Raw genomic sequence first — 20,782 nt, 5'->3', positions numbered from 1 at the left:
GTTGATGCATAAATATGATCGACTACCTCATGCCGGAGACTTCGAAAGCGAATCCGGCTTGGAGGTTGTCTACCTGTCACCCAAGCCCGTTCCTACCGGAGTGCTGCCTTTCAGCGCGCGCCAACTACACCGCAACACCAATGAAACCTTCTTAGACTTTACCGTCGGGCAAGGCAACTTTGAATTTATGGCTAGAATTGGTATCGGCGCAATAATGCTTATTGTGACTTTGCTATTTTTTTCTCTGCTTTCGCCTCCTATCTTAGAAGAAATGCAGAGCCATTCTTGGGTGGCTGGTTCAGCTTTTTTTTCAACCCTATACTGTGGTTGATTATTGGCGCCATCGCGCTGACCTATCTGTATTTTTTCCATCAAGCCGCTCGACAAGTTTCCGCGCACCCACCTATCCGATTTAACAGACAGCGCCGCGAAGTCGTATTTGTGCCTCAAAAGGGCCATAAACCACGATATGGACCTTGGGAAGATGTTATAGCTTGTGTATCAGTGGGAAAAATCACTACCCAATATGCAGTAATGCCAGAATACAAACTGATGATTGGCCTACGAGATGCTAGTACGGGCAATGTATTATGGTCCGTTATCCCGAGCAGTAATTTGAGCCTTGCCGTTTCTGAATGGGAGGCAATTCGTGCCTACATGGAGGAAGGTATGTCTGCCCTCCCCCCAGATCAATCGGACGAACTAGAAGAAGGCACAGTCGAATTCTTCCATCTGTGTCGTCGTAGCTATCGGGCAGATCACTCATTTTTACGTTATGTATGGGTTTTTTTGACAATACAATTTTTTAGCGGTTGGACACTACCGTGCTACTTATCTGGCTGGGTGAATAATCGGCCAAAAGCAGGTTTCCCTAAAGAAGTCCTGAAATGGTCAAAACCTCTCCCCGCCGAGCAACACGCTAAGCCGAGCGAAGCGTTGCTCAAGGAGAGCGCTGAAATCCGGAAGGCCTTCGCCAAAGGGCAGAACCTGTTGGATTACTTCAAGGTAAAATTTGCCGAAACGGATAAAGAGACTGCCGTGGGCGCGTCCTAGGCCGAACCCACCTTATGGTTATCCTGAATGACACCTACCTCTCCGCAGTACAACGAGTTCGATATTCGACAGCAGCGCCCTGTCACAGGGGAAACTCGTCGTTTTCCCACTGGCGAAGCATTGTTCCTCTCTCCTCTACCAGTTCCTACCGGGCAAATCCCAATGGATCTCGGCGGTAGTTTTGTTGAAGTCAACGACACCTATCTGGACTTGGGCAGCAGCAATCTCACCAAGTCTTTCCAAGCACGATTAGCGGTGTCACTCCCGACAGTCGTAGTTATCGTTTGTCTATTTATTCTCCCAACCTTGATGGGCTTCGCAGCATTCATAAATCCATTTGGCAGAAGCTTTTGGTTTTACTTCAACGATTTTTTTGAGTTCGGACTATCACTAGCGCTCTGGTGTGGAGGGGGAGCGGCGCTGATTGGCCTGTACGCGATTATCAGCACCACAAGAAGCAAAGCCCGCACCCGCCCCATCCGATTTAACCGTCAACGCCGAGAGGTCTGTTACTTCCCGAACGGCTCCGACGAACCCGTGATCCAGCCTTGGGAAGACACGGTTGCGTGGATCTCAGTCAGCACCGGATTCACCGGAATAGGCGTAATCAGTAGCTACACCTTTGGTATGGCCATAGATAATCCCAGGGCCGATACGGTGCACTTTCTTACACAGGAGGTCATGACGCCTGTTCATGGACTAGGCAAATGGGAAGCCATACGTGTCTACATGGAAAAAGGACCTGAGTACTGCCCTGGCAAAGCCCCCTACGAGGGTCGCCACACCTTCGATAAAGAACGACAAGACATGCACGAGGAATACCATCACAACGAACGTTCCGCTTTAGGAGTTGGTTGGTGGTACCTGACACACCTGATCACCTGGTGGCGTTTTCCGTACTGGGTAGCGGAATGGGACCATCGTTTCAGCATGAAATCTCTACCTGAATCCATTGCTGAGTGGTCTAAACCTCTTCCGCCTGAGCAGTGGGCGAAGCCAAGCCAAGCTTTAAAAGAGCAAAGTGTGAAGATCGAAAAAGCCTTTACTCAGGGACAAGATTTCATGACGTACTTCAACGCAAACTTAAGTAAAACCGATGCAAAAGAGTCCGCAGGTAGTTCGGCATTATGAGCGCAGAGATCAAACAGCCCGGTGATTGGCGGGACCAGAGCAATCAGCGTCCTGTCGCTGGTGAGTCCCGACGGTTTGCCACTGGCGAGGCAGTGTTCTTTTCACCCTTACCCATTCCTACCGGGCAGACGCCAATGGACTTGGATGGAAGCTTTCTTGAGGTCAACGATACTTATCTCGATGTGGGTAGTAGCAACTTCAATAAGGCTTTTCAAGCCAGGGTTATGATCGCGAGTGGAATGCTCTTGCTGATTGTTAGTTTGATAGTAGGACCTTCCATCGCTGGTTTGATGAGTATTGGAGATCCCTACGGCCGAACATTTATCTACATTTTCATAGAGTTTTTTGCCACTGGCGCTGTCATCGGTGCTTGGGGAGCAGCAGGAGCAGCAGTTTTAGGACTGTATGTTGTGATCAGCTCCACACTCACCAAATCCCGCACCCGCCCCATCCGCTTCAACCGCCAACGCCGCGAAGTCTGTTTCTTCCCCAACAACTCCGACGACCCCGTCATCCAGCCATGGGAAGAACTGGTCTCCTGGCTCTCCGTCAGCACCGGCTCAACCGGCGTAGGCACAATGAGCACTTACACCTTCGGCATGGCGTTCGACGACCCAAAGGCCGACAAAGTCCATTTTGTGAATCAAGGTGTGGCGACACCTATCCATGGGCTCGGTACGTGGGAAGCGATCCGCATCTATATGGAAAAGGGACCGCAATACTGCCCCGGCAAGGCGCCTTACGAGGGTCGCCATACTTTCGATCAAGAACGGGCCGATATGCACGAGGAGTACCGGCACAACGAGCGCTCGGCGCTAGGTGTTGGCTGGTGGTATTTTTCGCATGCAATAACTTGGTGGCGATTCCCGTACTGGGTTGCCGAGTGGGATCATGGCTTCAGCATGAAAAGCCTGCCTGACTCGGTTTCAGACTGGTCCAGGCCCTTGCCACCCGAGCAATGGGTGAAGCCAAGTGCTGAGTTGAATATACAAAGCGCCAGGATTGAAAAAGCCTTCGCCCAAGGCAAGAGCTTTAGTGCGTATTTCGAAACCAGGATAAACCCCGAGTAAAACCCAAAAAAACGGACGATCTCATTGATCGCCCGTTTTTTATACCCTCGCCTCCAACAACCAATGACGACGCGGCGCAAGGTCGGAGTTACCAAGTTTGCGGATCAGCTTGGAGGTGTGTTTGAGGTAGCGGAACGGCAAACGCTCAAACGAGTCTTTCGGGCCGGCGCAGTGCTTGCGGGAGAAGCGCCAGACCAGTTGACGGAACAGTCTTTTCTGCCAACGGATCAGCACACCTGAAAAAGGTGTTCGCCCAGTGTAATGGCCTTGGCAATCCATGCACCGGTAAAGAGCCCTGCCACTGGGCGAACGAGGAGTATTTTAGTAGAACTGTTTGAATATGTCCGCGCATATAACATGAAATTTATCGAACAGTGATTGAATGTCATCCCAAATATGACTTACATACACCCGCCAAACTCACCAGTTCGACCATAAAAGCCGATTATTCTTGTACAAAAAGTTATACAAGAACAATCGGCACTATAGAGTCAATACTCAACTTTCGTGTTGGGTGGTCACTTTCAATACATCGGTGTAAGTGACGACAACGCTTTGTCCTACTTTCAAGTCCTTCAGTTTTTTCTGAACTTCAGGTTTCTCGACGTTGACGGTTTTAGACTGACCCGCCGGGTTCTCGAAAGTCACCTGGTTTTTCTTCAGGTCGATGTCAGTGATTTTCAGCTGGACCTGGACCTGACGGAACGCTTCACCGCCCGGGTTGGGATTGTCTTTTGTCGCGCGGATTTCGCCGGTACGTTCGGTGGAACCTGGCAGGCCTTTGTCGACGTCAGTGTCGAGGAACGCCGCGACCGAGTGGATGACTTCGACCTTGACCTGATCCCCAACCTTCAGGTTGCCGAGGTCCTTGGCCTTGTCGCTGAGCTGTACATGAACCTGACGGCCTTCGGCACCTTCAAGGACAACTTGATGCTTGGCGGCGTCGACGGCCAGGACTTTGGTCGTGACCTGGTCGGCTTCTACGGCGACGGACAGCGGAATATCCGCTGCCATGGTGCTGAAACTGGCGGCGGACAACACGGTGGCGAGGGTGATGGCTTTGGTCAGTGCATGAAGTTTCATAAGCGGTACGTTCCCTGTGATGAATGGCAGCGAACGGCTCTGAACCGAGGCTCAACGCCGTCCGTGCCACTGAGCATAGACGCTGTTCAGCGATTTTCCGCCGTTTCTTGCGCGGTGGATTCGCCGCTTTCGGTGCCTTTGCCGCTGTCCTTGCGGCGAGTCGGATCAGTGGGGCGCAGGGCGTCGTTGTCGCGCTCGACTTCTCCGGGTGGACGCGGTTCGTCGGGGTGTTCCGAGGTGTCAGGCGATTTGCGGTTCACGGTGGTTCTCCTCAGGCGTCGGGGTCGTCGACCTCGTGGGCGACGTTCACGGCAGGCGAGTCTTTGTGGGATTGATCGGCCTTGGCCTTCAGGGCCTGCCACTGGTCGAGGTCGATGGCGCCCTGCCCCAACAGATCGTCAGCCACGCGCAGCAGCTCGGCGTAATGGGCGTCGGGGGATTGCTGCCAGTAGGCCTTGTCTTCAAACAGGCGCTGCCACGAGGCAAGGTCGGGTGGTTTTAGGTCGTCGCTCATGGCGGGCTCCTATGAACGGGGCATTCTTGAATTAGGAGGACACCGCGCTGCCGAGAGTTCCGACTTAATACCCGGTCATTTCCAGATAGCCCTGCCCCGCGTGACTGCCGCTCAGACGTACGGGGCCTTCCCAGTACGGAATGCGCAAATCCATCCAGGCATTGGGATTGAGCGCGTTAATGGTGATGTCGAGGTGTTTGGCGGGGATGTTGATCGACCAGCGCACGGGCATTGAGCGCCCCGCGACGGTCGCGGTGTCTTGCGGCGTGAGGCGGATGTCGGTGGCGTGCAATAGCTGTGTCTGGCCTTGGGCGTCGATCCAGGTGCCGGTGAGATACGGCTCGCCGTTCTTCTGCCGCATGCGGTACAGCATGACCTGTTCGCCACTGTCCAGGTGCAGGGAAAACCAGTCCCAACCGCTCTGGTTCGCGGTCAGCGGCTGGCTGCTCCACTCGCGGTCGAGCCACGCCGGGCCGCTGATTTGATAAGTCTTGCCGTCGATTTCCAACGTACCGCTCGCCTGAAAAAACGGCTGACTGTAGTAGTACGACGCCTGGCCCTGTTCGGATTTCTGGCTGAAGCCCTTGTCGCCTTGCAGCACCGGCGGACGCGTGGACGTGAGCCGCAGTTGGTAGCTGAAAAGCTTGTCACGGGCGCTGAGTTGAAGATCAGCCAACGCATCGGCACCCTGACTGCTGAACCGCCAATCGTCGATCCATGCATTGAAGGGCTGCACGCTTACCCCGGCCTGCCCGACGCCGCCACGGGCATAGCGTTCAGCCGCGTGATGCACCGTTGCCGATGTCACCGCTGCGTGGCCGAGCCAGATCGTCTGGTTACCCCACCCCGCCACCTCGGGCGTGGCTTTCAATGCACTGCGAAACAACGTCCATTGCACACCGAACTCGCGGCCCTGATCGTCCTTGAGGTTGGCGGTGACGTACCACCACTCGATGCGAAATCCATCGTGAGGTCCGTGATCCACCGGAAAGCTGAACACCCGACCAGGCACCACTGTTGTGAAAGCGGCGGCCTCACCGCCGAGACCGGCAAAGCCTTTTTCAACCGACGTCGAGTCATCGCAGCCACTCAAAAGCAGCATCAGCAACAAAGCGCCGAGCTTAATCCTCATGAGCAAACGTCCTCAGCAGGTCTGCCGGTTGCGAGCGATACAGCGAATACAGCGGCCACGCCGACGCCAGCAAGGTCGCCAGCAACGCCAGCCCCATCAACTGCGCCAGCTGCATCGGAAACAACCGCAACGGCAGGCGCCAGCCGAACGCCTGAACGTTGATCACCGTGTCCAGGCACCACGCCAGTGCGATGCCCAACGGCAACGCCAGCACCAGCGTCAGCACCGCCAGCAACCAGGTTTGTCCGAGGTTGAGCAGCATCAATTGTCGACGCGTCACGCCCAACGCCCACAACGGCGCGAGTTGCCCGAGGCGGCTCTGGCTTTGGGTCAGCAGACTGATGAACAGCGCCACGCCCGCGACGCCAAGGGTCAGGCTGTTCAGCGCGGCGGTGGCGGCGAAGGTGCGTTCGAACACTTGGGTGGACCAGCCTTTGAGCCGGGCCTGATCGACGATGCGGCTGTCGTCCAGGGCAAAGCGTGTTTGCAACGATTTCAGAAACGTCGGGATCAATGGCGGCTCGATGCGCAGGTTGAAGCGGTTCGGCGTCAGTTGCGGCCAGCCGCGCAGCAGGTGGTCGACGTTGACCAGGATGTGGCCCTTGGGATTGCCATAGTCGGCGTAGATTCCGACGATTCGCGGCGACCACGGGCCGGTCGGCGTGGGCAGCGTGAGGTGGTCGCCGAGACGCACCTTCAGTCGCCGGGCCAGTTGCTCGCTGAGCATCAGTGCGTCGTCCTTGGCCAATCGGTCCCAAGGGTTGTCGCCCAAGGCTTCCAGCAACGGCCAGTGCTGGCGATAGGTCGGGTGGTCGATCACGCCAAAAACCTCCGCCGGCCAACCCTGCAACTGGATCGACACCTGCCAGTTGGGCAGCACCGCGCTGAGTGATGGTTGCTGTTTGAGCCAGCTCTGCAGTTCTCTGGCCTGGGCCGGGTTTTGCGGGTTCACGTACAGCTCGGCGGTCAGCCGTTGTTCGAGCCAGTCGCTGAAGGTCTGGCGAAAACCGGCGGTCATGCTGCCGGCGCCGATGTTCGCCGCCAGTGCCAACAACAGCGCCATCAACGCCAGGCTCAGGGCCGGCAATTGCTGACGGCAATCGGCGAGGAACCATTGACCGAGCACCGAACGGCTGCGATGCAGTACCAGGTTCAGCACCGTATCGAGCACCACCGGCAACGCCAGCGCTGCGCCGATCAACAGCGCGGCCATCAGCAGGAATCCACTGGCCAGGCTGTCGCCAAAGATCAACGCCAGCAGTGCGATCACGCCCGCAATCGCCGCCACCCAACCCTGACGCCGCAACCAGCGCGCGTGGGCCTGATGCCAGGCTTGCGGATCGGCCAGGGCCAGCAATGGCAAACGCGCCGCCCGCAACAGGCTGTTGGCACCGGCAAGCAATGCCCCCAGCAGACTCAGTCCAACACCGCTGAGCCACCACCCTGGGCTGAGGCTCAATTGCCCCGCCACTTCGGCGCCGTACAAGCCGCGCAGACTGGCGGCGACGTCTGGCAGCAGAACACTGGCCAGCAGGTAGCCGCTGGCGACGCCTGCGAGGCCGCCGATCATCGCAAGACCACCCAGCTCAACGGCGAGGCAAGCAATCAACATTCGAGCGCTGACCCCACAGGCGCGCAAGGTTCTGAGCAAGCCACGACGCTGTTCCAGCGCCAACCCGATCGCGGCGTGAACAATGAACAGGCCAACGACAAAGGAGAGAAAACCCAAGGCATCGAGATTCAGGTGAAAGCTTTCGGTCAGACGCGAAAGGTTATTTTCTTCACCGCTGCTCTTGAATTGCAGTTGTCCCTTGAATCGATCCGGCAAGGTCGCGGTGAAATCCCTGGGCAGCAGCAGCCGCGACAGTTGATCCGGCAGACCCAGAATCTGCTGAGCGAAACCAATGTCCACCAGCAACATACCGGGGGCCATGTCGGTTTGCACCTGCAATGGCGGCAACATCACACCGTTCAAACTGGAAGGACGCTCGCCTTCGCGCAGCCCCAACGCCTGCAACGTCTGCGGCGAAATCCAGGTGCTGCCCGGCGGACTGAAGAACCTGACAATTTGCTCGATCTCCATCGCCCGTCCGGCCACCGCCGAACCGGCCGGCAGTGACACCGGCTCGATGCCCATCAACTGCAATCGCTGATCTTCATGGCCCTTGAGCGTCACCCGCCCTTGCAGCACCGGCGATACCGGCCATCCTGCACGGCGCAGCTCGACAAACAAGGCCTGGGAAAACGTCCCGCCACCGGGCGCACCGAGACTGGCCTGGGGTTCGCCGCCGATCAACTGACTGGCCCGCGCGTAACTTTCCCGCGCCTGGCTGTTCAGCGCCTGCACGCCAGTCAGCAGGCTGGTGGCGAGCCAGAGCCCGGTCAGCACACTGAAAAACTGCACCGGGTGCTGCCGCCAATGGCTGAGCAGCGCCCGCATCGTTTCGCGAAAAACCCGCACCTCAGCGCTCGTCCGCGCCAGCCAGACGCCCACGGTGCAACACCACTTTCTCCGCCAGTCGCGCCGCCACTCTTGGGCTGTGAGTGACCATCAACAACGTCGTGGGACTGTCGTCGAGCAGCTCCAGCAACAACTTCAGCACTTCATCGCTGGTGGCTTCATCGAGGCTGCCGGTGGGTTCGTCGGCCAGCAGCAGTTTGGGTTGCGACGCCAGCGCCCGCCCCAGTGCGACCCGCTGCTGTTGACCACCGGACAACTGCTCCGGATAACGCCGCAGCAAATCACCCAACCCCAGACGCTGCACCAGATGCGCCTGCCAGCGCGGATCGTGGCGCCCGGCCAGTCGCGCCTGAAACGCCAGATTGTCCTCCACGCGCAAACTGCCGATCAGGTTGAACTGCTGGAACACCAGACCGATTTCAGTCCGCCGCCAGTTCGCCAGTTGCCCTTCACTCATCCGTTCAAGCTGATGCTCGCCACTGCGGATGCTGCCGCGATCGACCTTGTCCAACCCCGCGATCAAGTGCAGCAAGGTGCTTTTGCCGCTGCCCGACTCGCCCATCAGCGCCAGGCTGCTGCCGGGTTTGAGCGTCAGGTCGACACCTTGCAACACCGGCAGCGGACCTTGCGGGGTGGCGTAGCTTTTGTAGACGCCTTGGACCTGAAGCATGGGTGAACCTGATTGAGGGGCGTGGGGCAAAGGATAGCTGCAGCGAAACTGGAGTTGGGGCAGATTTCAGATTTGCGCTGACTGACAGGGCCCCTTCGCGAGCAGGCTCGCTCCCACATTGTATCTCCGTATGACACAGATCAAGTGTGGGAGCGAGCCTGCTCGCGAAGGGAGCAACTGATTCTTCGGCTCAGAAACCTAGCGCTTCACCGCCAACCACGTAAAACACAACGGCAACTGCGCCGCTTGCTTCTGATAGCGGTCATAAATCTCCTCACGATTGGAGTGCGGATACTCCTTGAAGTGGCTGATCTGCAATCCCGCCTCGATGGCGCCGGTGAAGATCGCGCCCAGCGTGTGGACGAACCAGTAGGACGTCGCGGCTGGCTGCTCGACCTTACCCTCATAGACGATCGGCTGGTCTTGCACGAACGGCTCGCTGCGAAAGTATGAACTGGCCAAGCCATACGGGTCGGCGGCTTCGGGGTCGAACATCTCCAGAAACGGGTGGGTTTCGTACACCACCAGTGCGCCACCGGGCTTGAGGGTTTGTGCAACGTGGCGGAAGAATTCGCCGATGTCCGGCATCCAGTTCAGGACGCCGATGGTGATCAGCGCCACACCGAACCGCTCATGCAGTTCCCTCGGCAGGTGGTGGATATCGGCCTCGATGAATTCAGGTGCGTGCGGCGAGCGCGACGCCAGCTCCCGCGCCTGATCGAGAAACGCCTCGGACTGGTCAACACCCACGACGCTGCGGGCACCCAATGCAAACAGTGAAAGACTTTCGCGACCGTTGTTACAGCCCAGTTGCACAACGTCCTTGCCGTCGACGCCGACCTGCTCCAGCAAACCACGCAAGGTGTCATCGATGCAGCAAAAATCGCCTTGAGTGACTGCCTTCAGAAGTGAGGGCCATTCAGGATTGTCTTTGTGGTGTCGGGCGGAGTCATTCCAGGCATCGCGGTTGCTGGCGATGGCCTTTTCTTTTGACGGCATTTCCATTGCACACTCCAGAACTCGGGTTTTATCAGACCGGCCCGAGTCTAGATCAGCGTTTTTGAAAAACCCATGTGGCGTTTGTTGGAATGTTGTAAGCCAGGCATCGCCCACATCCGGCAGCTATAGTTAATGACCTTGGGGAAATGCGGGAAAACCGATTTCGCAGGTGCTGCCATGAAACACACCAATCTGCCGCTGTTGTTCGCCCTCTGCCTGACCGCCGCCACCGGCGTTCACGCGCAAGACAGCCTGACGCCCACGTCCGAGTACAGCAGCGAGTTCAACTATTACGGGGAAAACCAACCGTTCGCCCACCCCGTTCCGCCGACCCTGAGCACGGTACCGCCGCGCTCGTACATCCCGACACCCCCTCTGGATTTCATCCCGATCGCCAGTCAGCATGAGTTCTCCGACTCACGGTTGCCGACGGTCGCGGATGCCACCGTCCGAGTGTTCATCCGCTCCTACGATCCGGAACGTGGCGTCTACGTGAACGAAGAAGTCGTCGACCCCACGTGCCTGCTGGCCTGCCTCAGTCGCCAGGGCCAGGCGACGCCCGTTTACCATTGACGTTTGTCCGGGCGCGCGAGGCCGAGTTTTTCGATCCGGTAACGCAGCATGTCGCGGCTCAGGCCCAGCAGCCGTGCGGATTTGGTGACGTTCCAGTCGGTCCTGTCGAGCATCTTGCGCACCATGTCGCGCTCCACTTCCGGCAGGTTCATCGACTCGTTGCCGTTGTAGACCGGACGTGGCTCGCTGTGTTGTTGCGCCTCCGACATCGCTGGCGGTTCATCCACCAGGCTCAGGCAGACGTTCAATTGGTGGGCGGCGATGGTGTCGCTCTGGGCCAGCAGCACGGTTTGTTCGAGCATGTTGCGCAATTCGCGCACGTTGCCTGGCCAGCTGTAACTGAGCAGCAATTCTTCGGCCTGATCGCTGAAATACAGGTTCGGTTTGCCATAGCGTTTGCCGTGGATCGCCAGGAAATGCCTGGCCAGTAGCAGGATGTCTTCGCCACGGGTGTACAGGCGCGGCACCTTGATTGAAATGATCCGCAGGCGGAAGAACAGGTCGCGGCGAAACTTGCCCTGCTGGACCATTTGCTCGAGGTTGCAGTTGGTGGCGCTGATCACCCGCAAATTGACCTTGCGCTCTTTCACCGAACCGACCCGGCGAATGGTCCGGTCTTCGATCAGCTTCAGCAGTTTGGCCTGCAGCAGCAGGTCCATTTCACCCACTTCATCAAGAAACAACGTTCCTCCATCGGCCGCTTCTACCAGGCCAACGCGACGATCCTTGGCGTCGGTGAACGCGCCCTTCTCGTGGCCGAACAGCTCCGACTCCACCAGGTTGGATGGGATCGATGCGCAGTTGAATTCAATGAACGGCCCCTTGGCACGCGGACCGTCAAAATGCAGCGCACGGGCCACCAGTTCCTTGCCGGTGCCGGTCTCGCCTTCCACCAGCACGGGCGGCAGATCGGTGTTGGCCATCCGGCGCTCGGCGTCGAGCAACTGCGCAATGGTGCCTTTGAGATAGAGCATGGGCCCCGATTCGCCGATCAACGCCTGCACCCCCGATTTCTGCGCTTCGCGCTCCTGATAGAACGACAGCGTACGCTCCATCCGATCGGTAGCCAGGGCCTTGTCCAGCAACAGCTTGAGTTCCGGCAGCGCCACCGGCTTGGTGACGTAATGGAATGCGCCCTCTTTCATCGCCACCACGGCGTCTTCGACATTGCCGTAGCCGGTCATCATGATCACTTTCAGGTCCGGCGCGCTGATGCGCAGCTTCTGGATCAGATCGTGACCGTTCATGCCCGGCAGCGAGTTGTCGGTCAGCACCACGTCCGGGGCGAACGTGCGCATTTGCTCCAGCGCCTCTTCAGCCGAGTGGCAGACCGTCACCTCGAATTCCTTGAGCTCAAGATAGGTCTGAATGTTCTCGGCGAGGAGTTCGTCATCCTCGACCAGCAGAATGCTCTGCCCCATATTCCCCTCCCGTTGCCACTTTAAAATTGAGACTGACGCGGGTCCCTTGCTGCTCCTGACTGGTCAGTTCGACCGAGCCCTCGAAGCGTTCCATTATTCGTTTGACCAGGGCCAGGCCGACGCCCAACCCGCCTTGTTTGGTGGTGAAAAACGGTTTGAAGACCATTTGCTGCTGCTGTTTGGTCATGCCCTTGCCGGTATCGCTCAGGGTCAGGCGCACGTGCCCGGCCTGCGGCGATTCAATCTCGATGCTCAGCAGACCGCCCTTGGGCATGGCTTCCAGAGCGTTGGCAAACAGGCTGTTGAGAATTTGCGTCAGCAGCACCTGCTGGCTGACGACCGGCGGGCAGGCGTTGGGTGTGAAACGAACGTCGACATTGGAGCGGTTGATCAGCGCGTCGAAGGCACTCAGGGTGTCGTCGATGGCAAGCACCAGATCCACTGTTTCATACTCGTCAGTCATCGGCCGCAACGACACCAGCAGCTCGCGAACCCAGCGCGACATGCGATCGACCTGATTGATGATGTCGCCGATGTTTTTCTGCGAGCTCTGGCTGGCGATCTCCTGGGCCAGTTCGGCGCTGGAGCGAATGTTCGCCAGCGGATTGCGCAAACTGTGGGCCACCGCCGAGGACATTTCCCCCAGGGCCACGAAGGTTTCGTTGGCGATCAGCTGTTTCTGCTGGCTCTCGAGCAGCTTGGCCGCACGCTGCACAATCCAGAACAGCCCGAGGTAGATGACGGCACCGCCGAGCACGGTCGCCACCCATATCGACTTGAAGCCGCGCTGGATGCGCGCAACCAGATCAACCGGCTCCTTGTAGACCTCGACCATGGCGATGACCTTGCTCTTGTCGGCATTGAACATCGGAATGTAGTTTTCGATGAACAGATACTCCGGCTCGCGCAGCAATCTTTGCTCGGGACGTTCTTCATCGATCTCGTGGTAGCTGGTGGACACGGCTTCCTTCATCGCGAAAGATTCGTCCAGCTCCTCATCATCTTCAATTCGCACGCCGATCAACTCCGGGTTGGTCGACCAGACCACGGTGCGATCCAGCGCGTACACCGTGGCCAGCAGAATGTCCGGCAGATGCTCCACATGATCGAGGAACTCGTTGCGCGAGGCGGCACGGGCCCCCGGAGTGACATCGGGGTAGGCGTTGTCCTGACGCGGGTCGAGCATTTCGCCCATGGTTCTGTTCGGGGTGATCGATGCGTGGCGGATTTCGGCGTCACCGATGGCCTGAACGAATTGCGCGGTCAGCATGGAATCGCGTTCGATGCTCTCCTCGACCACGAAACGCGTGGAAATGTAGCCCAGCCCCAGCGCCACGGCGGCGATGATCAAAAAGCTGCCGATGGAGAACCAGCGCAGCAGATTGAAGCGGCCCCGCCAGCCCGCGTCTCCCGCCAGCGTGTTCGGCGGTGCAGGTACTTTGTGTTGTTCGAGTATCTGCATGGACGGGTCCTGGTGGCTGGCATGAAGCCTTTTCAGTGGCGTTTCGGATCAGTGTAGGTGGCATTGTTCGCGCCTGACGGCTCGATAATAGTAATTAGTCGCTATGGCACCTGCGCGGCCTGCAACGGTTGCTGACGATCGGTTTCCTCCTGCAAAAATTCGATGATGGACTGCGCCGCGCGCTCATCCAGGCGCAGGTTTGGCATTGGAATCCTGTCAAAGCGTTCAAACAGCTCCAGCGCAATCGGGTCCTTTTCGGCGAGCATGCGATCCGGTTCGCGGATCCAGCGATTGAGCCAGGCGGGATCCCGTAGACGGGTCACGCCGATCAGGTCCGGACCGATGCTGCGCATGCCGATGCCCTGCCCGTCTTGCGGCCCAAGGCTGTGACACGACGCACAACGGGTGCGAAACAACTCTTCGCCGTTGCTCGGCGGGCGGATCTCGGGCGCATCGGCATAATTTTCTTCAACGCTGGGTTGCTTCCAGTTCTGCAAGGTATTGGCCAACTGATCGGCGAGGATCCACGGATTCTCGAACGGTGAGGCTTTCATCCAGCGACCGGTGCCTTGGTTACCCACGATCAGGCTCAGGTTGTGGTCCTTGTTGCGGCCGTTGTCGACGCCTTCGATGAACAGCCCGAGCTTTTTGCGCAGATCGGTAACGGCATCGAATTCGCCGGTGAGAAACTGCCAGCCTGGCCCGACCTTGAAGCGCTGTGCGTAGGCCTTGAGCACCTCGGGTGTATCGCTCAACGGGTCGATGCTGATCGAGTAGAAAAAGATGTCTTGGCCGACCCGGTCCCCCAGCAACTGTTGCACCTGGCGCAGGCGCGCGGTTTCCAGCGGACAGGAGTCGCTGCACGTGGTGAAGATGAAGTTGATCACCACCACTTTGCCCTTAATCAGGTCATCGAAAAAACGCACCTGCCGACCGTCCTGATTGGTCAGCGGGGTGTTGGGGAAGTAGTCGCCGCCCCAGGGTGTCGTCGATTCCGTCGGCGACAGTGCATCTTCATGAGCGAGCAGCACCCAAGCGGCCAGCCCACAGGTGACCAGCAGCAAAATCAGGTGCATGCCCAAGGCGCGGGAGCGCGGCGTAAGCGATGTCATGTCGGCTCCCCTGCGGATCATGGTTTGACCTCAGCTTTGGTGCCGTAGCCGTCGCCGGTGCGGAAGGTTGGCAGCGCTGCGGAGTTCACGTAGCGCACGCCATCCCAGCTCGGCAACGGAGTCGGCATCAACTGCATTTGCCCCGGTTTCTCAAGGTCCCACCGCAGCAACATGGAGTTGTCCTCATGTTGCGTGTTGTGGCAGTGCTCCATGTAGGTGCCGGCGAATTCGCGAAACTGGATCGCAATCTCGACATTGTCCGTACCATCCTTTTCCGAACCGACGCGATACACGTCCTTGCGTGCCCATTTTTCCCATTCCGGTGGTGGCTTGCCGCCACGACTGAGGATGATCCCTTCCTCGAAGTGCACGTGCACCGGGTGGCCCCAGCCCGTGTCATTGCCCTTGATGTGCCACACTTCCAGCGTGCCGAAACCCGTGACGCCGGCGTCGGTCGGACCGCTGGCCAGTTTGGTCGAGACGGCCAGTCGGCGCGGGTCCATGCGATACCCGAAACCGCCGTCGATCTTGACCGTCCAGGGCGCTTCATCGGTGCCATCGGAACGGCCGAAGGTAAAGGTGCGGTGGCGGGCTTTGGCGAGCAGCGCCTTGTCGGCAGCATTGTCGTAGTGAATCTTCAGCGGGATCATAAACAGGCCTTCAGCCTTGCCCGGTTTGGCCGGTTCATAAGCGGCCGGGTCCATGGCCAGGTCCTGACCGGTGTAAGCCTTGACATTGAGTTGCAACACCTTGCCTACCGCCGGATCACCGTCTTCCCACTTCGGCCCCTTGCTGGTTTGCTTGATGATCGCCTTGTATTTCTCGGACAGCACGTCCGCCAGGGCGACGGGTTCTTCCGGACCCTTGCCGTCATCGTGCACCAGCAGGTTGATGAAGAACAGCTTGTCGCCCGGCTTGATACCGTTTTTCGAGAAGTTAACGATGATGTCGAAACGCTCGGCGATACCCAGGGTTGGCAAAATCGCGTTGTGGTTCTGTTTATCACCGTCGGCATCCAGGTCCATGCTGCCGTCGAACGGCACGCTGTGTTCCATGATATTGCCGTCGTTGGCAATCATGTGGAACGGCACCCGGGCATACGACACGCCCGACCCGGCAGGCCCTGGGAACTCGCCGCTGGGGCCCTTGATCTCGCGCACCAGCGCCATTTTGAAGTAGCGCGACACTGAACCATTGAGCATGCGGAAGCGATAGCTGCGGGCCCGCACGTCCAGGGTCGGTTTCCACCTCCAGTTGACCAGCACCTGGTCACCGAGGAAGCCGTCAGTGTTGAAGGGGTTGAACCACAGTTGACCGTTCTTGTCCCACGCCTTGTCGGAAAACATCAGGTTGACGTCGTAGTCGCGGTTACCCCAAGGCAACGCGTTGCCGCTGGGGAGGCGCAGGTTGACGCCGTCATTCACCGATTCATTGCCGCGATCCAGGGCGCTGTAGTAGTTCATCATCGCCGCGTTGCCCTTGTAGACGTTCTGCGCGGTGAAATCGAGCATGTGGTCGTGGAACCAGTGAGTGCTCATGGTTTCGCGCCAGTCGCCGCGGACCTTGATCATGCCGTTGTCGCAGGTCTTGCGGCCGGGGTTGAGGTCGTTGGTCCACAGGGTTTCGCCCGGTGAGCACGGGAACGCCGCGCGCGGGTCTTCAGCCTTGGTGTTGATGCTGTCGTAGCCGGCCAGTTGGATCGGCCAGCGATAGTCATAGAATTGCCCAGGGAAGAAAAACGCGTTGGTATAGCCGTCGCTTTCCGCCGGTACGTGACCGTTGTGTTCATGGGTGGTGATGGTGTGCAGGCCAAAACCCATGTTGGCCGACGGGTCGATCGGCAAGCCGTTGTAGTGGCGCATCAACAAGGGTTGCCCGTAACGGACCATGAGCAATTTGGGCGGCAAGGTGCCGTCGAAGGTCCATACCGAGTTGTGTTTCTGTACCGGCATTTTCGGGTGAAAACGCGGTTCAAATCCTTTGGAGGTGCCTGCGGTCGCCGGCACGCCAGCCACATTGTAATAGAGGCCACCGGGGCCAAACTCGCCCAAGGCATAGCGGTGCATCTGACGACTGTCACGCAAACCGGTATTCACCCGTGCGCCGGTTTGCACGGTCTTGTAGGCCACCTGCGGGTAAAACTCGTTCCAGCGCTGGTGCGACCAGCCTTTTCCTGGCGGACGGCCTTCCGCCGACGAGCCGATACGGCGGTTGAGGAAAAATTCAATCTGCTTCTGCCAAGGGTTGCGGTCGACCACGTTGGAATAATGGCTGGGGAACGGAGTCAGGCCTGGTTGACGCAAGAACGCGTCGAGAGCAGCACTCGGCGGAGCGCTGCGTGCGACGCTGGTGGGATCTTGTTGCGGCAGCGGGCCGATGGTCGCGGGTGGAAATGGCAACTGCGCCGCCGGGGTGGTGGGGTCGAGTTTTTCCAGACCGAATTCTTCGAACAGCGCCAGTGGCTGAGTGAACGGCAACGCACCATACAGCGGACTGGGTTTTCCGTTGGTGGGGTAATTGAAACTGGTCTGCAGCGCTGGCGGCAGGATGTTTTCCTGGCGCGGGGTGTTTCGGTTGCCTTTGACGCCACCCGGCAAGTCGAAGGAATCCAGGTTAGCCGGCGGCATGGTCAAAATGGCGTTCAAGGCCCCCTGTCGGTCAGCCGGTTCGTCGTAGTACGCCGAGGGGTCGGACGGTCCGGGCTGTCCTTCGTCGTCGATCGGGCTGGCGCGCAGGCTCGTTGTGCCGAGCATCATTGCGAGAAGGACGCTCAGGGGCGTCAGAAGGTCAAGCCATTTGCAGGGGTGCCGCGCTTTTCTGTCCATCACCTGCCGCCTCGAAGTTGTGAAGGGGGTAATGGGGGTTTTGCAAGGAGCTCGCCAGACTTGTAACAGCTTTATTCGAAAAATTAATACCTATCGAAACAATGGCTTATCACCATCAATTTGCAATGCCCGAAAAAATGACTGGGGAATGACACCCGTTACCGGGGAAAGTTCATCCCCGTTTCAGGGAATCCGCTTGAACGACAGGCGTGCACACGTGCCCTCGCCTTCGCAACTTTCCAGGCTCACGGCACCGCCGTAGCGTTCCATGATTCGTTTGACCAGCACCAGCCCGACACCCAGCCCGCCTTGCTTGGTGGTAAAAAACGGCCGGAAGGCCAGGCTGCGTTGTTCCTCGTTCATGCCTTTGCCGGTGTCTCTCACCACCATACTGGCGCCTCGGGCATCAGTGGGTTCCAGGGTGATGGTCAGCGTGCCCCCCTTGTCCATGGCTTCCAGCGCATTGGCCAGCAAACTGTTGAGGATTTGCGACAACTGTATTGGCTGGCTCAGGACCATCGGCGTGTCCTTCGGCTCGAACACCACGTGAACCCCGGCGTTGGCGATCTGCTGTTCGAAGGCCATGAGGCTGTCGTGCAACGCCGCCACCAGGTTCACCGGTTCGGGCTCGTCATGCAGCGGGCGCAAGGATTGCAGCAATTCCCTTACCCATTTCGACATGCGATCCGCCTGGCCGATGATGTCGGTGATGTTTTTGTGCGCCGGGCCGCTGTCGAACTCCAGCGCCAGCTCGGCGCTTGAGCGAATGGTCGCCAACGGGTTACGCAAACTGTGGGCCACCGCCGACGACATCTCACCCAAGGCAACGAAAGTCTCGTTGGTAATCAATTGTTTTTGTTGCACCTCCAGCAGAATCGCCGCCCGGCGCACGATCCAGTACAGCCCCAGATAAATCAGCCCGCCGCCTAGCGCGGTGGCCAGCCAGATCAACACCAGGCCGCGCTCCATGCGGTTGATCAAGTCCTTCGGTTCCTTGTAGATCTCCACCATCGCCGTGACGTTCTTGCCATCGGCATCGAACAGCGGAATGTAGTTTTCGATGAAGATGAAATCCGGTGGCGATACGAACTTCTGCTCCATGCGTGTCTTGTCGACATTGTGGTAGCTGGTCGACACCGGCTTCCTGGAGGCAAACGCCTGCTCCAGGTCTTCATCGGCGTGGATCGTGGTTCCCATCAATGCGGGGTTTGTCGACCAGACCACCATGCGATCGGGCGCATAGATGTTGGCCAGGATCACGTCTGGCAGGTGCTCGATATGGTCGAGAAATTCTCCCCGGACATTGGCGCGGTCCATCGGGTCGACGTCCGGGAAATCCCTGTCCTTGCGCGGGTCCAGCAGCTCGCCCAGGGTCCGCACATTCGGAATCGACACGTGACGCATCTCGGCGTAAGCGATCGTCTGAATGAACTGCGAGGTCAACATCGCATCGCGCTGTACGCTCTCGGTAATCACAAACCGCGAGGATACTGCGCCCAGCGCCACCGCCACCGTGCCGATCACCCCCATGCTGATGAGCGAAAACCAGCGCAGCAGGTTGAACGGCTGCTTGCGCGAGTTCAGGCGAGTGCCCTCCTCGGACGGGAGCATTTGCGTAGGCAAGTTCATGGTCGTACTTCTCGGCGGTTCCCCCCATTGGTTATAGCCCACTCATGGCTACTTGCCCGTCCTTGGGTCCGCACTTCCCCAACTTTCCATCTACCCCCGAAGCTGGGGACAGTGGCCCTAATGCCCGGCCGGCATTCCAACGCCGCTAGAGCCTGGCAAGCCCTGATTCCGGGCCTCTGACGGCCGTTTTCCGAGATTGGTATGGAAGTTGCCGACCCTCCCCCTCAACTGACCCCTCCCCACGGGGCAGGTCTCTGATAGAGGGAATACTCATGCACCCTTTACTGTCCAAAACCGCGATCGCCCTGGTCGTGTCCACTCTGGCCCAAGGCGTCGCCCAGGCGGCGCTGTTCGCTGTCGACCCGGGGCCTTATGTACCCGCCAACGGTTCGTTCGCTGCCTGGTATCAGGACTCCCACGGTCGGACCCTCGATCTTTGCCTGTCCAAGGCCGTCAGTTCCAGGGTTCCAAGCGCACCCGGTGCGCCCTCCTACATGTGCCTTTTGAATCCGACCCCCGGCGTTTTCGACGACACCCAGCCCATCGTTTTCCCGACCAACTTTCCCGATGAATCGTTCTGGTTCACCGGCGACGGATCCATCGTCGACGCGGCACGGGGCATCGACCTGACCTATGTCAGCGCCGTCGAAGCGGCTTTCGCCGCTGAAGATCCGGTTGAAGGCGACCAGGTCAGTTTTGGCCGTATCCGTATTCGGGTCGACGTGCCCACCGCCGGCACCTATGTCATCACTCACCCCTACGGCGTCGATGTATTCAACGTCGACACCCCCGGGCGTCGTGCGATCAACATGACCCGGGACATTGGTATCGGCTCGCCGAAAACCTACGACGGCGCACTCAAAAGTGACATCGGCCCGTTCCTGCGCAGTGTCAATGGCCCCTACACCGAGACCAACCCGGTCACCGGTTCCGCCGAGCGATTCGTGGGTGATCCGAACCTGGAAGAGGCCTTCACCGGCAGCCCTTTCAATACCAACTACATCCGCATTGAAGGACCTAACGGACTGGACTTGCGTACAACGGTGATGGCCATTTCCGGCAAGTTATCGACGGTGGATCGACCCACCCCGATTATTGCCGAACGCAGCACTTACTCGCGCAAGGCCGGCAGCAGCGCCCCGGTGGCCCAGCAGGATGTTTTCGTCATGGCCCCGCCGCCACCGGCCACCGTGACCCTGGACAGCAACAGCCCGGTGCTGAACCTGACCGAGGCTGACACCACCGGCCACTGGTACGCCCAGTCAGCCACCAACCCGACGTTGCCGAGCAACTTGCTGGTGAAGGCGGACAACCATCTGGCCATCCCCACCAGCACACCGACCTCCTTGTCCATGCCGCTGTCCGACCTGGTGGTGATTTCACGGGCCGAGTACAGCCTCAGCAGCGGGCAAATCACGGTAGTGGCTTCGACCAGCGATGAAACGTCGCCGCCGGTACTCACCGTCACCTCCGGCACGGGCGTCGCCATCGGCGCCCTCAGTGGCAACGGCGCAGAGAAAGCCCTGTCGACCGGCATCTCGCCGATTCCACCGGCCAAGGTTCGGGTGACGTCATCCAATGGCGGCAGCGACACCGAAGAAGTGGTCATCGTGCAATGAACGCTCTCATGCCCAGATCCGCATCAGG

Annotated in this window: 18 protein-coding genes; 6 read left to right on the top strand and 12 right to left on the bottom strand. The window is 58.9% G+C overall.

All coding sequences use genetic code 11. The features are described from left to right. Nucleotides 1-4: 4 nt before the first annotated feature. Genes ACA066_RS10675 through ACA066_RS10660 form a run of 4 tightly spaced genes read left to right on the top strand, consistent with a single transcriptional unit; the run spans nucleotide 5 to nucleotide 3,254 of the window. Entirely contained in the window at nucleotides 5-331 is a 327-nt protein-coding gene (locus tag ACA066_RS10675; RefSeq protein WP_497699165.1) for a hypothetical protein, read from the top strand. Continuing rightward, on the top strand, nucleotides 286-1,053 hold the full coding sequence (locus ACA066_RS10670; protein WP_497699164.1) for a DUF6708 domain-containing protein: 768 nt from the start codon (nucleotides 286-288) through the stop codon (nucleotides 1,051-1,053). Before ACA066_RS10675 ends, ACA066_RS10670 begins: the two co-directional genes overlap by 46 nt. A 27-nt stretch (nucleotides 1,054-1,080) precedes the next feature. After that, entirely contained in the window at nucleotides 1,081-2,184 is a 1,104-nt protein-coding gene (locus ACA066_RS10665; RefSeq protein ID WP_497699163.1) for a DUF6708 domain-containing protein, read from the top strand. Next, nucleotides 2,181-3,254, top strand: a complete 1,074-nt coding sequence (locus tag ACA066_RS10660) for a DUF6708 domain-containing protein (RefSeq protein ID WP_497699162.1) — start codon at nucleotides 2,181-2,183, stop codon at nucleotides 3,252-3,254. Before ACA066_RS10665 ends, ACA066_RS10660 begins: the two co-directional genes overlap by 4 nt. Nucleotides 3,255-3,752: 498 nt before the next feature. Here ACA066_RS10660 and ACA066_RS10655 read toward each other — a convergent pair whose 3' ends face one another. The 7 genes from ACA066_RS10655 to ACA066_RS10625 all read right to left on the bottom strand — a co-directional run bounded on the left by ACA066_RS10655 (nucleotide 3,753) and on the right by ACA066_RS10625 (nucleotide 10,119). Beyond that, nucleotides 3,753-4,337 carry a hypothetical protein gene (locus ACA066_RS10655; protein ID WP_497699161.1) on the bottom strand — a complete coding sequence of 195 codons (585 nt, stop codon included), beginning with the start codon at nucleotides 4,335-4,337 and terminating at the stop codon, nucleotides 3,753-3,755. 86 nt (nucleotides 4,338-4,423) lie between these two features. After that, nucleotides 4,424-4,597 carry a hypothetical protein gene (locus ACA066_RS10650; protein WP_497699160.1) on the bottom strand — a complete coding sequence of 58 codons (174 nt, stop codon included), beginning with the start codon at nucleotides 4,595-4,597 and terminating at the stop codon, nucleotides 4,424-4,426. An 11-nt stretch (nucleotides 4,598-4,608) separates the two neighbouring features. Beyond that, nucleotides 4,609-4,851: a hypothetical protein gene (locus tag ACA066_RS10645; protein WP_497699159.1), complete on the bottom strand. Its 243-nt coding sequence runs from the start codon at nucleotides 4,849-4,851 to the stop codon at nucleotides 4,609-4,611. Between the two features lie 64 nt (nucleotides 4,852-4,915). After that, a complete protein-coding gene (locus ACA066_RS10640) occupies nucleotides 4,916-5,983 on the bottom strand; it encodes a lipocalin-like domain-containing protein (RefSeq protein ID WP_497699158.1) in 1,068 nt (355 codons plus the stop codon). After that, nucleotides 5,973-8,444 (bottom strand): FtsX-like permease family protein, encoded by a 2,472-nt coding sequence (locus tag ACA066_RS10635; RefSeq protein ID WP_497699847.1) that lies wholly within the window; start codon nucleotides 8,442-8,444, stop codon nucleotides 5,973-5,975. Before ACA066_RS10635 ends, ACA066_RS10640 begins: the two co-directional genes overlap by 11 nt. A 1-nt stretch (nucleotide 8,445) precedes the next feature. Next, entirely contained in the window at nucleotides 8,446-9,114 is a 669-nt protein-coding gene (locus ACA066_RS10630; protein WP_497699157.1) for an ABC transporter ATP-binding protein, read from the bottom strand. Between the two features lie 198 nt (nucleotides 9,115-9,312). Continuing rightward, nucleotides 9,313-10,119, bottom strand: a complete 807-nt coding sequence (locus tag ACA066_RS10625; RefSeq protein ID WP_497699156.1) for a class I SAM-dependent methyltransferase — start codon at nucleotides 10,117-10,119, stop codon at nucleotides 9,313-9,315. A gap of 171 nt (nucleotides 10,120-10,290) precedes the next feature. On the opposite strand from ACA066_RS10625, the gene ACA066_RS10620 reads away from it, so the two are divergent. Next, nucleotides 10,291-10,686 (top strand): hypothetical protein, encoded by a 396-nt coding sequence (locus tag ACA066_RS10620; protein ID WP_497699155.1) that lies wholly within the window; start codon nucleotides 10,291-10,293, stop codon nucleotides 10,684-10,686. Here the strand turns inward: ACA066_RS10620 and ACA066_RS10615 are convergent. From ACA066_RS10615 to ACA066_RS10595, 5 genes are all read right to left on the bottom strand, one after another. Continuing rightward, a complete protein-coding gene (locus tag ACA066_RS10615) occupies nucleotides 10,677-12,107 on the bottom strand; it encodes a sigma-54-dependent transcriptional regulator (RefSeq protein WP_497699154.1) in 1,431 nt (476 codons plus the stop codon). The genes ACA066_RS10620 and ACA066_RS10615 overlap by 10 nt on opposite strands. Continuing rightward, nucleotides 12,076-13,569 (bottom strand): sensor histidine kinase, encoded by a 1,494-nt coding sequence (locus tag ACA066_RS10610; protein ID WP_497699153.1) that lies wholly within the window; start codon nucleotides 13,567-13,569, stop codon nucleotides 12,076-12,078. Before ACA066_RS10610 ends, ACA066_RS10615 begins: the two co-directional genes overlap by 32 nt. 101 nt (nucleotides 13,570-13,670) lie before the next feature. Next, nucleotides 13,671-14,681, bottom strand: a complete 1,011-nt coding sequence (locus tag ACA066_RS10605; RefSeq protein ID WP_497699152.1) for an SCO family protein — start codon at nucleotides 14,679-14,681, stop codon at nucleotides 13,671-13,673. Between the two features lie 17 nt (nucleotides 14,682-14,698). Further along, nucleotides 14,699-17,506, bottom strand: a complete 2,808-nt coding sequence (locus ACA066_RS10600; RefSeq protein WP_497699151.1) for a multicopper oxidase domain-containing protein — start codon at nucleotides 17,504-17,506, stop codon at nucleotides 14,699-14,701. A gap of 183 nt (nucleotides 17,507-17,689) precedes the next feature. Continuing rightward, a complete protein-coding gene (locus ACA066_RS10595) occupies nucleotides 17,690-19,135 on the bottom strand; it encodes a sensor histidine kinase (RefSeq protein ID WP_497699150.1) in 1,446 nt (481 codons plus the stop codon). Nucleotides 19,136-19,407: 272 nt separating this feature from the next. Here ACA066_RS10595 and ACA066_RS10590 point away from each other — a divergent pair, with 272 nt between their 5' ends. Continuing rightward, the gene (locus ACA066_RS10590) at nucleotides 19,408-20,754 is read left to right on the top strand and encodes a hypothetical protein (RefSeq protein WP_497699149.1); all 1,347 of its coding nucleotides are present in this window, start codon (nucleotides 19,408-19,410) and stop codon (nucleotides 20,752-20,754) included. Nucleotides 20,755-20,782: the final 28 nt, after the last annotated feature.

This window comes from Pseudomonas sp. LBUM1651, from assembly GCF_059716135.1.
Note: the sequence above shows the minus strand (reverse complement) of the source record. Positions and strands in the feature narration are given on the sequence as shown.